This is a genomic window from Agromyces sp. S2-1-8 (assembly GCF_021129215.1).
GTDB classification, from domain to species: domain Bacteria; phylum Actinomycetota; class Actinomycetes; order Actinomycetales; family Microbacteriaceae; genus Agromyces; species Agromyces chromiiresistens.
Window position 1 is genome coordinate 2,040,508 of the sequence record NZ_JAJOLP010000001.1, and the last position, 12,136, is coordinate 2,052,643.

Sequence of the window (12,136 nt, forward strand, 5' to 3'; positions counted from 1 at the left end):
CGTCGGGCGGAGACGGCGACATTCGATGGCCCTCGTCGCGACCACCGTCAGCTCGGGAGCCCGCCCCACACGGCGCGGGCTCCCGAGTCGCCGATGAGCACCAGCAGCACCATCGTGCCCACCCCGACGACGAGGGATGCTGCGGCGAGTCCGACTCGAACGGCGCGAGCCGCGCCCGGCGAGTCTCGGCGCACCCGGTCGTCGGCGAAACGGAACCACGCCCACTGGCCCGCAGCGACGACGAAGAGCGCGATGGCCCACGGCAGGAGCATCTCGCCGAACCCCTGATGCCGGGCGACCGCGGGGATCGGGCCGAGCACGGCCGCGAGCGACCGCCCCGCGGCGACCGTGATCGGCACGAGCACCAGCACGAGGGCGGCACCCAGCGCGGTCACGATGCCGAGGCGGCGGCGTGCCCGCGGCCAGAACGTGCCCAGCAGCAGCGCGAGTACCGTGAGCGGAGTGAGCACGACGACCGCGTGCACGATGAGCGGATGCAGGGGCAGTCCGGCGACCTGGATGAGGTCGCCGGACGCGAGCGGTGCGACGATCGTGGAATCCATGCCGAGAACACGTCGCGCACGCCCGGCCGGTTCACCTCCACCGCAGGCTGAACGTTTCGCGCCGCCGTCTCGTTCTCCCGTCGAAGGACCGGAGGTGACGGATGCCGAACGACGACGAGCCGCTCGATGACGATCGACGACTGGTCGCGCTGTACGAGGCGCACGGCCCGACGGTGTGGCGCTACGTGGTCCACCTCACCGGAGACCCCGCCGGCGCCGACGACATCGTGCAGGAGACGCTCCTGCGTGCGTGGCGGAGCCCTCGAATCCTCGCCCAAGAACCCGCGTCGACGAGGTCGTGGATGATCACCGTCGCCCGCAACCTCGTGATCGACGAGGCGCGCAGCGCACGCCGACGGCACGAGATCGGAGTCGCCGAGGCGCCCGAGCCGCCCGGGCCGCCGACGGGGGACGAGACCGACGCCCTCTTCGAGAGCCTGTTGATCGAGGAGGCGCTGGTGACCCTGAGCCTGGAGCACCGCGCGGTGATCGTGCACGCCTACTACGGCGGATGCAGCGTGGCGGAGGTCGCGCGGCGGCTCGGGATCCCGGAGGGTACCGTGAAGTCCCGGCTGCACTACGGCCTCCGGGCGCTGCGGCTCGCACTGCAGGAGAAGGGAGTGACGCGATGAACCCCGATCACGCGCGCTTCGCGGAATGGGACTCCGCCTACGTGCTCGGTGCGCTCTCGCCGGCCGAGCGCGGCGAGTACGAGCGGCACCTCGAGAGCTGCGACCGCTGCCGGCGCGCGGTCGCCGAGCTCGCGCCGATGCCCGGCCTGCTCGCACGCCTGACGCCCGAGCGCGCCGACGGACTCCTCGGCGAGGGCGAGCCCGGCACCCAGCCGGGCCCGCGCGACGACCTCCTCGACGTCGTGCGGCTCGAGGGTCGTCGCCGTCGCCGACGCAGGGCGCGGACCTGGTGGCTCGCGTCCGCGGCGGCCGCCGTCCTGCTCGTCGCCGCGATCGCCGTGCCGATCGGCCTCACCGGCACGCCCGTCGCCTCCGAGTCGGTGGCCTTCGAATCCGTCGCGGAGGTGCCGCTGACCGCGACCGCGAGGCTCACACAGGTCGCGTGGGGCACGAGGATCGAACTCGACTGCCGCTACGCCGACACCGGGGCATCCGGCGACGCGGACGCGAGCTGGCCGTACGTGCTCGTGGTGGTCGGGCACGACGGCGGGCGCACGGACGTGTCGAGCTGGCGGGCGAGTCCGGGCACCGAGGCCCGGCTCACGGCGGGAGCCGCTCTCGACCTCGACGAGATCGCATCCCTCGAGATCCGGGCGGTGGGCTCGGGCGACGTGCTCATGCGGAGCGCACTCGACTGAACGGCTGAACCATCCGTCGCTCCCTCTCGTGCTCACTGCAGGGCCGCGACCGCGGCCGATGCCGGAGAAGAGGGAATTCGCATGAAATCGCGCATTGCAACAGGAGCCGCCGTGCTCGGGCTCGTCATCGCGCTCGCGGGCTGCACGGGGACGTCCGGCGGGTCGGGCGGCACGTCCGACGGAACGGGCTACGGTGGGGAGACGTCGACCGCGACGGAGGCGCCCGACAGCGGTGCCGGCTCGTCGTCGGCGCTCACGACCGCGGACTCCGACCTCGGCGAGATCGTGGTCGACGGCCACGGCATGACCGTCTACATGTTCGACACCGACACGCAGGGCGGCGACTCGAGCACCTGCGAGGGCCAGTGCGCGACGAACTGGCCCGCCGTGACCACCGACTCCGACGCGCCGGAGGTCGAGGGCGTGACCGGTGAGGTCGGCACGATCACGGGAGTCGACGGCTCGAAGCAGGTGACGCTCAACGGCTGGCCGTTGTACACCTATGCGGGCGACAGCGCCGCGGGCGACACGAACGGCCAGGGGGTCGGCGGAGTGTGGTGGGTGCTGACCCCGGCGGGCGACAAGGTCGGCGGCTGACGGCGTTCGCAGCTACACGAGGCGGGGCGCGGCGTGTCGGCCGCGCTCCGTGAGCTCGCGCCGGGCCGCGGGCACGGGCTCGCCGGAGCGGACGCTTCGCCGGGCGACGGCACGCTCGTGCGCTTCGCGGATCTCCGCCTCGGTCGTGCGGTGCAGGCGGTCGGTGGCGCGGCCGGCGAGGTGCCCGGCGGCGAAGGCGGCGGCGAGGTTCATGGGAATCGATTCCATCTCTGTGATCCGGCGGAGCCGGTGGGCGCCCCCGGGCCGGGGGCGGTTCAAGACTCGTCGGCGCGGCGGATCGCCGATTCCGGGTGGACCCCCGAACCGACCCCGGGAGTACACTGAGATTCTCTCGGGCTTTCCGTTCGGGCTGCCCGAGCTCCACTCGCACGGGGAGGTGCCGCATGCCTGGCATCGATGTGATCGCAGGTATCGCGATCATCGCGACGTTCGTCATCGTGAGCGTCGCGACGGCCGACACGGGGGTGCTCGAGCAGCGCATGCGTCGCCGCGGCAGCGTCGGCGAGGCGGCCGAGGCGATCCGGCACGCGCAGGACGTGATGGACTACGCCCGCGGCGGCTACCTCGGCGTCGTCTGCACCCCGACCCGGCGCATGCGACTCTCGGGCGACCTCGAGCCGGCGACGATCCCGCCCGACGAGGCCGCACCCGAGGTGCGGGCGGTCGCGGAGGCGCCGGCCGTCGTCGCCGAGGTGCGCCCCGAACGGACGGCACGGCACCTCGCCCCGAGGCACGCCTCGCCCCGCAGGCGACTCGCCCGAGGCATCCGCGTGCTCGTCGGTCCCCGCCATCGCGGGACGACGCGGTCGCTCAGGCCGGCGGAGCGAAGAGCCCGGGCCACCACGCGACCGCGAGCGGGTACCCGATGAACGACGCCATGTCGAGCACCCAATGGGCGATGACGAGCGGCATCGTGCGGCCCCAGCGCGAATAGCACCAGCCGAACACGATCCCCATCGCGACGTTGCCCGCGAACGGACCGAAGCCCTGGTAGAGGTGATAGGTGCCGCGCAGGAGCGCGCTCGAGACGATCGTCGCCCACGGGCCCACCCCCAGTTCGCGCAGCCTCGTGAACAGGTAGCCGACGACGATGATCTCCTCGGTGAGGGCGGCCTTGAGCGCCGCGAGCACGAGGATCGGCACCGTCCACCAGTGCGTGTCGAGCGGTGACGGCACGATGGTCACGGTGATGCCGGCCGCGCGTCCGAGCGCGTAGAGGGCGAGGCCGGGCAGGCCGATCACGAGCACGAGGGCGAGGCCGGATGCCGCGTCGCGGCCGGGCCGCGTGAGGTCGAACCCGATGCGGCGGAATCCGCTGCGCGTCGGCTGCCACAGCAGGTAGATCGCGAGGGCGACGACGAAGAGGCCGAAGAACACGTCGAGGAACTGGTAGGTGAAGTCGAGCCACTCGCGACTCGAACGCGACTGGTTGATCGCCGCCGACTGCTTCGCGAGCGGGGTCGTGTCGGTCACGCGGGCGATGATGGACACGATCGAGTAGACCGCGGACGCACCGAGCGAGAGCCCGAGCACGATGACGATCTCGGCGCGCAGCCGGAACGCCCAGCGCGCGTGCGCACCACGCACCTTGGGTTCACCTGTGTGCGGCCTGTGCAGTGGTCGTGCATCCGGCATGCCGCAATCATCGCACGGGAGGCGCCCACGCAACGATCGTGCGCATTCGCGGCGGAATATGTCGTGCAAGGTGTCGCTAGGTTGCGCCTCGGTAACGGTTTCCGTCTCGACTTTGCATCTCAGGGAACGATTCGTAGTCTGGCACCACGAAGCGCACAGCCCGGCCAAGAGCCGTGTTGTTCCGCGCCCATCTCACAGGAGGAACATTGAAGAACAAGAGAATCGGCGCTGCAGCCATTGCTCTTGCTGCCGCCGGCGCACTGGTGCTCACCGGCTGCACGAGCGGCGGCGGGGGCGAGTCCACCGAGGCCGCTGGCGACCCCACCGCGATCATCACGACGAATGGCTCCGAGCCGCAGAACCCGCTGATCCCGACCAACACCACCGAGACCGGCGGCGGCAAGATCGTCACCTCGCTCTTCGCGGGCCTCGTGTCGTACACGGCCGACGGCGAGATCGTGAACGACGTCGCCGAGTCGATCGAGTCGGACGACAAGCAGACCTGGACCGTCACCCTCAAGGACGGGCAGAAGTTCACCGACGGCACCGACGTCACCGCGCAGTCGTTCGTCGACGCGTGGAACTACGGCGCGAAGTTCAGCAACGCCCAGAGCGCTTCGTACTTCTTCGACAACATCGAGGGCTTCAGCTACACCGAGGACTCGGAGCTGACCGGCCTCAACGTGGTCGACGACAAGACCTTCACGGTCAAGCTCGTCGCCCCCGAGGCCGACTGGCCGCTGCGTCTCGGCTACACGGCGTACTACCCGCTCCCCGAGTCGGCGTACGACGACATGGAGGCCTTCGGCGAGCACCCGATCGGCAACGGCCCGTACATGTTCGCCGGCGACGACGCGTGGACGCACGAGGAGAAGATCGACCTCGTCACGAACCCCGACTACGACGGCGTTCGCACGCCCAAGAACGGTGGCCTGACCATCGTCTTCTACGCCTCGCAGGACTCGGCGTACGCCGACCTCCAGGCCGGCAACCTCGACGTGCTCGACGCCGTGCCCGACTCGGCGCTCGCGACCTACGAGGACGAGTTCGGCGACCGTGCGGTCAACCAGCCGGCGGCCATCTTCCAGGGCTTCAACATGCCGTACTACCTCGAGCACTGGAGCGGTGACGAGGGCAAGCTCCGTCGCGCCGCCATCTCGATGGCGATCAACCGCGACGAGATCACCGACGTGATCTTCCAGGGCACCCGTACCCCGGCGACCGACTACACCTCGCCGGTCATCGCGGGCTGGACCGACCAGCTCGAGGGCGCCGAGGTGCTCGACTACAACCCCGAAGAGGCCAAGAAGCTGTGGGCCGAGGCCGACGCGATCTCGCCCTACGGCGACACCGTGTTCGACATCTCGTACAACGCCGACGGCGGCCACCAGGCCTGGGTCGACGCGGTCGTGAACTCGATCTCCAACACCCTCGGCATCCAGGCCGTGGGCAAGCCCTACCCGACGTTCGCCGCGGCCCTCGACGACCGCGAGAACAAGAAGCTGACCGGCGGCACGCGCGCCGGCTGGCAGGGTGACTACCCCTCGATGTACAACTTCCTCGCGCCGCTCTACCAGACCGGTGCCGGGTCGAACTACGAGGGCTACTCGAGCGCCGAGTTCGACGGCCTCCTGAAGGAGGGCTCGCAGGCCGCTACTCCGGAAGACGCGACCGCGACCTTCCAGAAGGCCCAGGAGGTCCTCCTGAAGGACCTTCCGGCCATCCCGCTCTGGTACTCGAACGTGACCGGCGCTTCCGCCGACACGGTCGACAACGTGGTGTTCGGCTGGGACTCGGTTCCGCTGTACACCGAGATCACCAAGGCGCAGGGCTAAGACGACACCTCGTCTATAATCCCGTCTAACATGATGTCCGGGGCGGCAACGCCCCGGACATCATGCTGATATCCGAACGACTCTGTGATTGCGGCCCAAAATGCTCTCAGCACTAGACACTGAGGAGCGCTGATGCTCTGGTACACCGGAAAGCGACTCCTCCAAATCATCCCCGTGCTCCTCGGAGCCACCTTCCTCATCTACTTCATGGTCTTCTCCATGCCCGGAGACCCGATCGCGGCGCTCTTCGGCGACCGGCCACCGGCGCCCGGTGTGATCGAGCAGCTCCGCGAGCAGTACCACCTGAACGAACCGTTCATCGTGCAGTACTTCTACTACCTCGCGGGCATCTTCCAAGGCGACTTCGGCGTCACCTACTCGGGCCAGCCGGTCAATGAAGTCCTCGCCCGAACGTTCCCGGTGACGATCCGCCTCGCGCTGCTCGCGATCTTCTTCGAGATGATCGCCGGCATCTCGGTCGGCCTCATCAGCGGCCTGCGCAAGGGCGGAATCTTCGACGCGACCGGCCTCGGCGTGAGCCTCGTGCTCATCTCGCTGCCGATCTTCGTGCTCGGCTTCGTCGCGCAGTACTTCATGGGCATCCAGTGGGGCTGGTTCAGCCCGACCGTGGGTGCCGGTGCTCCGACCCAGGACCTCATCCTCCCGGCCCTGGTGCTGGCGACCATCAGCTTCGCGCAGATCTCGCGGTTGACGCGCTCCTCGGTCATCGAGACCCAGGGGCTCGACTTCGTGCGCACCGCGTACAGCAAGGGACTCTCCGGCAAGCGCATCGTGCCGGTGCACATCCTGCGCAACTCGCTGATCCCGGTCGTCACGTACCTCGGCACCGACTTCGGCACGCTCCTCGTCGGCGCGACCGTCACCGAGGGCATCTTCAACGTGCCCGGCGTCGGTCGAACCCTCTATCAGGCGGTCATCCGAGGTGAAGGACCCACCGTCGTGTCCTTCGTCACGATCATGGTGCTGCTGTACCTCATCGTGAACCTCCTGATCGACCTTCTCTACGCCGTGCTCGACCCGAGGATCCGCTATGCCTGACCAGTCTTCATCGAAGCTCCCGATCGAGCACTACGTCGCCCCGCTGGAGGAGACCAAGCTCGAGGCCATCGACTCGGTCAAGACCGAGGGCAAGCCGTCGAACCTCTGGATCGACGCGTGGGCCGACCTGCGCCGCCGACCGATGTTCTGGATCTCGTCCGCGCTGATCCTCATCATCGTGTTCATCGCGCTGTTCCCCGGACTGTTCACGAACGAGCCTCCGAACGCGAACTGCCTGCTCGCCAACAGCAACGGCGCACCCGTCGCGGGTCACCCGCTCGGCTTCACCCGGCAGGGCTGCGACGTCTGGTCGCGCATCGTGCACGGTGCGGGCACCTCGCTCTCGGTGGGCATCATCGTGACGATCCTCGTGTTCACGCTCGGTGTGATCTTCGGCGCGTTCGCGGGCTACTACGGCGGCTGGACCGACGGCATCCTCTCGCGCGTCGGCGACATCTTCTTCTCGATCCCCTACATCCTCGCGGCGGTCGTGATCATGACGGTGCTCGCGAACTACCGCAGCGTGTGGGTCATCTCCCTCGCGATCGGCATCTTCGCGTGGCCGGCCACAGCCCGAGTGCTGAGGTCCGAGATCCTGAGGGTCAAGAACTCCGACTTCGTCACCGCCGCCACGGCGATCGGCGTATCGCGGTTCAAGATCCTCTGGGCGCACGTCGTGCCGAACTCCATCGCCCCGGTCATCGTCATCGCGACGATCTCGCTCGCCGGCGCGATCGTCGCCGAGGCGACCCTGTCGTTCCTCGGCGTCGGCCTGCCGACGAACATCATGTCGTGGGGCAACGACATCGCCCAGGCGCAGACGACGCTCCGCACCGCTCCGCAGGTGCTGATCTACCCGTCGATCGCGCTTTCCCTGACCGTGTTCTCGTTCATCATGCTCGGTGAAGTCGTGCGAGACGCACTCGACCCGAAGGCGAGGGCCCAGCGATGAGCACCCCCCTGCTCCAAGTCAAAGACCTCGAGGTCGCGTTCCGCACCCAGAACGGTGTCGTGCAGGCGGTCCGCGGCGTGAGCTTCACGCTCGACCGCGGCTCCAGCCTCGCGATCGTGGGCGAATCGGGCTCCGGCAAGTCGACGACCGCGCACGCGATCATCAACCTGCTGCCGGGCACCGGCCACATCTCCGGCGGGCAGATCCTGCTCGACGGCGAAGACCTGGCCAAGGCTTCGCAGAACGAGATGGAGCACATCCGCGGTCGCAAGATCGGTTTCGTGCCCCAGGACCCGATGTCGAACCTCAACCCCGTGTGGTCGATCGGCTTCCAGGTCGAGGAGGCGATCCGTGCCAACGGCATCGCCACGGGCCGCAAAGAGGTCAAGGCGCGTGCGATCCAGGTGCTGAAGGAGGCGGGCCTGCAGGACGCCGACCGTCGCCTCAAGCAGTACCCGCATCAGTTCTCGGGCGGCATGCGCCAGCGCGTGCTCATCGGCATGGGCCTCGCGGCGAACCCGCAGCTGCTCATCGCCGACGAGCCGACCTCGGCGCTCGACGTCACCGTTCAGCGCGTCATCCTCGACCACCTCGAGTCGCTCACCCGCGAGCTCGGCACGACCCTGCTGTTCATCACGCACGACCTCGGCCTCGCGGCCGAGCGCGCCGAACAGCTGCTCGTCATGTACAAGGGCCAGGTCGTCGAGGCGGGCCCGTCGCGCGAGATCCTGCAGAACCCGCAGCACCCGTACACGCAGCGACTCGTCGCCGCGGCACCGAGCCTCGCCTCGCGCCGCATCCAGGCGACGGGCAGCATCGCGGCGGCCGAGTCGGCCATCGCGGCCGACGCGGCGACCGCGGCGGGCGAGGCGATCGACCTCATCGCGACGGCCGAGGCCCGCGCCGAGGCACTCGAGGCCGCCGCCGCGCAGCCGCCGGCGATCGTGGTCGAGAACCTCACCAAGGTGTTCAAGATCCGCGGTTCCGGCGACTTCAAGGCGGTCGACGACGTCTCGTTCCAGATCCGGCGCGGCACCACCACGGCGCTCGTGGGTGAATCGGGCTCGGGCAAGTCGACCGTCGCGAAGATGCTGCTGAAGCTCGAAGAGGCGACGAGCGGCAAGATCGTCGTCGGCGGAAAGGACCTGGCGTCGACGAGCGGCAAGGAGCTGTTCGCGCTCCGCAGCCGCATGCAGCCGGTCTTCCAGGACCCGTACGGTTCGCTCAACCCGCTCCGCAACATCGGCAACACGATCGCCGAGCCGCTGCAGACGCACAAGGTCGGTACGAAGGCATCGCGTCGCGAGCGCGTCTTCGAGCTGCTCGACCAGGTGTCGCTGCCGCGCACGCTCCTCGGCCGCTATCCGAACGAGCTCTCGGGCGGCCAGCGACAGCGCATCGCCATCGCGCGGGCGCTCGCGCTCAAGCCCGAGATCGTCATCCTCGACGAGGCCGTGTCGGCGCTCGACGTGCTCGTCCAGGCGCAGATCCTGCGCCTGCTCGCCGAGCTCCAGGCCGAGCTCAACCTCACGTACCTCTTCATCACCCACGACCTCGCGGTCGTGCGCGTCATCGCCGACAACGTCTGCGTGATGCAGAAGGGGCGCATCGTCGAGGCGGCGACGACCGACGAGGTCTTCGGCAGCCCCAAGGAGCAGTACACGCGCGACCTGCTCGCCGCCATCCCCGGGGCGAACATCGAGCTGGGGGCGTAGGCCGCCGCAAGGCAGCCAACCTGCTCCGAAGCGCGCGAGACATCGAGCTGGGGGCGCAGGAGGCCGAGAGGCATCCACGCCGCCCAAGATGCGCCCGAACGCCCGGCATCCGACATCGGATGCCGGGCGTTCGGCGTTCACACGGTTGCGCGCGGTAGGCTGTCATGGCGCGAACCGTCGATCCACGGTCGTCCGCGCTCCCACAGACTCCCATCCAGCGCATCCGCGCGGCCCAGCCGAGCCCGTTTCCGGGCCGGCGGGCCGATCCGGCGGATGCCTCACCGCGAGGACGAAAATCCATGGCGAAGGCCACCCGCAATTCCCTGCGCAACGTCGCGATCGTCGCGCACGTCGACCACGGCAAGACGACGCTCGTCGACGCGATGCTCAAGCAGACCCACTCGTTCGCCGAGCACGCCCACGTCGACGACCGCGCGATGGACTCGAACGAGCTCGAGCGCGAGAAGGGCATCACGATCCTCGCGAAGAACACCGCCGTCGAGTACAACGGGGTCCACGCGACCGACGGGCCCGTCACGATCAACGTGATCGACACCCCGGGCCACGCCGACTTCGGCGGCGAGGTCGAGCGCGGTCTCTCGATGGTCGACGGCGTGGTGCTGCTCGTCGACGCGAGCGAGGGCCCGCTGCCGCAGACCCGCTTCGTGCTGCGCAAGGCGCTCGAGGCGCGACTGCCCGTGATCCTGCTCGTCAACAAGACCGACCGTCCCGATGCCCGCATCGAGGAGGTCGAGGAGGAGAGCCACGACCTGCTGCTCGGCCTCGCGTCGGACCTCGTCGACGACGTGCCCGACCTCGACGTCGACGCCCTGCTCGACGTGCCGGTGGTGTACGCATCCGGCAAGGCCGGCCGCGCCTCGCTCACGCGGCCCGCGAACGGCGCGCTGCCCGACAACGAAGACCTCGAGCCGCTGTTCGGCGCCATCCTCGAGCACGTCCCCGCGCCCTCGTACGACGACGAGGCGCCGCTGCAGGCGTGGGTCACGAACCTCGACGCGTCGCCGTTCCTCGGCCGCCTCGCGCTCCTGCGCGTCTTCAACGGCACGATCAAGAAGGGGCAGACGGTCGCCTGGGTGCGCCACGACGGCTCGCACTCGAACGTGCGCGTCACGGAGCTCCTGAAGACGAAGGCGCTCGAGCGCTTCCCGGCCGAGGAGGCCGGCCCCGGCGACATCATCGCCGTCGCGGGCTTCGAGGACATCACGATCGGCGAGACGCTCGCCGATCCCGACGACGTGCGTCCGCTGCCCGCGATCCACGTCGACGACCCCGCGATCTCGATGACCATCGGGACCAACACCTCGCCGATCGTCGGCAAGGTCAAGGGCCACAAGCTCACCGCCCGCATGGTGAAGGACCGGCTCGACCGCGAGCTCGTCGGCAACGTGTCGCTGCGCGTGCTCGACATCGGCCGCCCCGACGCGTGGGAGGTGCAGGGCCGCGGCGAGCTCGCGCTCGCGATCCTCGTCGAGCAGATGCGCCGTGAGGGCTACGAGCTCACCGTCGGCAAGCCGCAGGTGGTCACGAAGCAGGTCGACGGCAAGACGCACGAGCCGTACGAACACCTCACGATCGACGCCCCCGAGGAGTACCTCGGCGCGATCACGCAGCTGCTCGCCGCCCGCAAGGGCCGCATGGACAACATGTCGAACCACGGCACCGGCTGGGTGCGCATGGAGTTCATCGTGCCGAGCCGCGGTCTCATCGGCTTCCGCACCGAGTTCCTGACGATCACGCGCGGCACCGGCATCGCGAACGCGATCTCGCACGGGTACGACGAGTGGGCGGGTGCGATCACGACCCGCAACAACGGCTCGATCGTCGCCGACCGCGCCGGCGTCGTGACCCCGTTCGCGATCATCGCCCTGCAGGAGCGCATGACCTTCTTCGTGAACCCGACCGAAGAGGTCTACGAGGGCATGGTCATCGGCGAGAACTCGCGCGCCGACGACATGGACGTCAACATCACGAAGGAGAAGAAGCTCACGAACATGCGTTCGTCGACCGCCGACACCTTCGAGTCGATGACGCCCTCGCGCCAGCTGACGCTCGAGGAGTGCCTCGAGTTCGCCCGCGAGGACGAGTGCGTCGAGGTCACGCCCGAGAAGGTGCGCATCCGCAAGGTCGAGCTCGACCAGACGGCGCGCGCCCGTGCGGCGTCGCGCCTCAAGAAGCAGGGCTGAGCGCAGCTCCGCCACCACACGACGCGGATGCCCCGGGGCCGGCCCCGAGGCATCCGCGTCGTCGTGTCTGCGGCGGGGGCGGGGCGGGGAGAGCGCGCATGGGCGCACGGCTTCCATGCATGCGTATCGGAGGTTCCTCTCAGAAACGCTGCGTACGGTAGCTGAGATTGTCTCGATCTCAAGCCAGTTTCGCCACGAAACCCGACCCCCTTTGATACGTAACGC

Annotated in this window: 12 protein-coding genes; 9 read left to right on the top strand and 3 right to left on the bottom strand. The window is 69.1% G+C overall.

The window, feature by feature from the left end:
* Positions 1 to 47: 47 nt before the first annotated feature.
* Positions 48 to 563 (bottom strand): DUF2231 domain-containing protein, encoded by a 516-nt coding sequence (locus LR269_RS09335; RefSeq protein ID WP_231430489.1) that lies wholly within the window; start codon positions 561 to 563, stop codon positions 48 to 50.
* A gap of 101 nt (positions 564 to 664) precedes the next feature.
* Between LR269_RS09335 and LR269_RS09340 the strand changes: the two genes are divergently transcribed.
* From LR269_RS09340 to LR269_RS09350, 3 genes are all read left to right on the top strand, one after another.
* Entirely contained in the window at positions 665 to 1,195 is a 531-nt protein-coding gene (locus LR269_RS09340; RefSeq protein ID WP_231430490.1) for a sigma-70 family RNA polymerase sigma factor, read from the top strand.
* Positions 1,192 to 1,893: an anti-sigma factor gene (locus LR269_RS09345; RefSeq protein WP_231430491.1), complete on the top strand. Its 702-nt coding sequence runs from the start codon at positions 1,192 to 1,194 to the stop codon at positions 1,891 to 1,893. The genes LR269_RS09340 and LR269_RS09345 overlap by 4 nt, the downstream gene beginning before the upstream one ends.
* Before the next feature lie 81 nt (positions 1,894 to 1,974).
* Positions 1,975 to 2,490 carry a hypothetical protein gene (locus tag LR269_RS09350; RefSeq protein WP_231430492.1) on the top strand — a complete coding sequence of 172 codons (516 nt, stop codon included), beginning with the start codon at positions 1,975 to 1,977 and terminating at the stop codon, positions 2,488 to 2,490.
* Between the two features lie 12 nt (positions 2,491 to 2,502).
* On the opposite strand, the gene LR269_RS09355 is transcribed toward LR269_RS09350, so the two are convergent.
* Entirely contained in the window at positions 2,503 to 2,718 is a 216-nt protein-coding gene (locus tag LR269_RS09355; protein WP_231430493.1) for a hypothetical protein, read from the bottom strand.
* Positions 2,719 to 2,894: 176 nt separating this feature from the next.
* Between LR269_RS09355 and LR269_RS09360 the strand changes: the two genes are divergently transcribed.
* Positions 2,895 to 3,380, top strand: a complete 486-nt coding sequence (locus LR269_RS09360) for a hypothetical protein (RefSeq protein WP_231430494.1) — start codon at positions 2,895 to 2,897, stop codon at positions 3,378 to 3,380.
* Here LR269_RS09360 and LR269_RS09365 read toward each other — a convergent pair.
* Entirely contained in the window at positions 3,322 to 4,146 is an 825-nt protein-coding gene (locus LR269_RS09365; RefSeq protein WP_255679888.1) for a CPBP family intramembrane glutamic endopeptidase, read from the bottom strand. The genes LR269_RS09360 and LR269_RS09365 overlap by 59 nt on opposite strands.
* A gap of 206 nt (positions 4,147 to 4,352) precedes the next feature.
* On the opposite strand from LR269_RS09365, the gene LR269_RS09370 reads away from it, so the two are divergent.
* From LR269_RS09370 to typA, 5 genes are all read left to right on the top strand, one after another.
* Positions 4,353 to 5,981: an ABC transporter substrate-binding protein gene (locus LR269_RS09370; protein WP_231430496.1), complete on the top strand. Its 1,629-nt coding sequence runs from the start codon at positions 4,353 to 4,355 to the stop codon at positions 5,979 to 5,981.
* A gap of 132 nt (positions 5,982 to 6,113) precedes the next feature.
* Positions 6,114 to 7,040 (top strand): ABC transporter permease, encoded by a 927-nt coding sequence (locus tag LR269_RS09375; protein ID WP_231430497.1) that lies wholly within the window; start codon positions 6,114 to 6,116, stop codon positions 7,038 to 7,040.
* Complete coding sequence (locus LR269_RS09380) at positions 7,033 to 7,992, top strand: ABC transporter permease (RefSeq protein WP_231430498.1); 960 nt, start codon at positions 7,033 to 7,035, stop codon at positions 7,990 to 7,992. Before LR269_RS09375 ends, LR269_RS09380 begins: the two co-directional genes overlap by 8 nt.
* Positions 7,989 to 9,707: an ABC transporter ATP-binding protein gene (locus LR269_RS09385; protein ID WP_231430499.1), complete on the top strand. Its 1,719-nt coding sequence runs from the start codon at positions 7,989 to 7,991 to the stop codon at positions 9,705 to 9,707. Before LR269_RS09380 ends, LR269_RS09385 begins: the two co-directional genes overlap by 4 nt.
* Positions 9,708 to 10,006: 299 nt before the next feature.
* A complete protein-coding gene (gene typA / locus LR269_RS09390; RefSeq protein WP_231430500.1) occupies positions 10,007 to 11,911 on the top strand; it encodes a translational GTPase TypA in 1,905 nt (634 codons plus the stop codon).
* Positions 11,912 to 12,136 lie beyond the last annotated feature (225 nt).

What these genes read in the sequence shown, in the direction of transcription:
- LR269_RS09335 (WP_231430489.1), bottom strand. Translation starts at nt 563, where the DNA reads ATGGATTCCACGATCGTCGCACCGCTCGCGTCCGGCGACCTCATCCAG.
- LR269_RS09340 (WP_231430490.1), top strand. Translation starts at nt 665, where the DNA reads ATGCCGAACGACGACGAGCCGCTCGATGACGATCGACGACTGGTCGCG.
- LR269_RS09345 (WP_231430491.1), top strand. Translation starts at nt 1,192, where the DNA reads ATGAACCCCGATCACGCGCGCTTCGCGGAATGGGACTCCGCCTACGTG.
- LR269_RS09350 (WP_231430492.1), top strand. Translation starts at nt 1,975, where the DNA reads ATGAAATCGCGCATTGCAACAGGAGCCGCCGTGCTCGGGCTCGTCATC.
- LR269_RS09355 (WP_231430493.1), bottom strand. Translation starts at nt 2,718, where the DNA reads ATGGAATCGATTCCCATGAACCTCGCCGCCGCCTTCGCCGCCGGGCAC.
- LR269_RS09360 (WP_231430494.1), top strand. Translation starts at nt 2,895, where the DNA reads ATGCCTGGCATCGATGTGATCGCAGGTATCGCGATCATCGCGACGTTC.
- LR269_RS09365 (WP_255679888.1), bottom strand. Translation starts at nt 4,146, where the DNA reads ATGCCGGATGCACGACCACTGCACAGGCCGCACACAGGTGAACCCAAG.
- LR269_RS09375 (WP_231430497.1), top strand. Translation starts at nt 6,114, where the DNA reads ATGCTCTGGTACACCGGAAAGCGACTCCTCCAAATCATCCCCGTGCTC.
- LR269_RS09380 (WP_231430498.1), top strand. Translation starts at nt 7,033, where the DNA reads ATGCCTGACCAGTCTTCATCGAAGCTCCCGATCGAGCACTACGTCGCC.
- LR269_RS09385 (WP_231430499.1), top strand. Translation starts at nt 7,989, where the DNA reads ATGAGCACCCCCCTGCTCCAAGTCAAAGACCTCGAGGTCGCGTTCCGC.
- typA (WP_231430500.1), top strand. Translation starts at nt 10,007, where the DNA reads ATGGCGAAGGCCACCCGCAATTCCCTGCGCAACGTCGCGATCGTCGCG.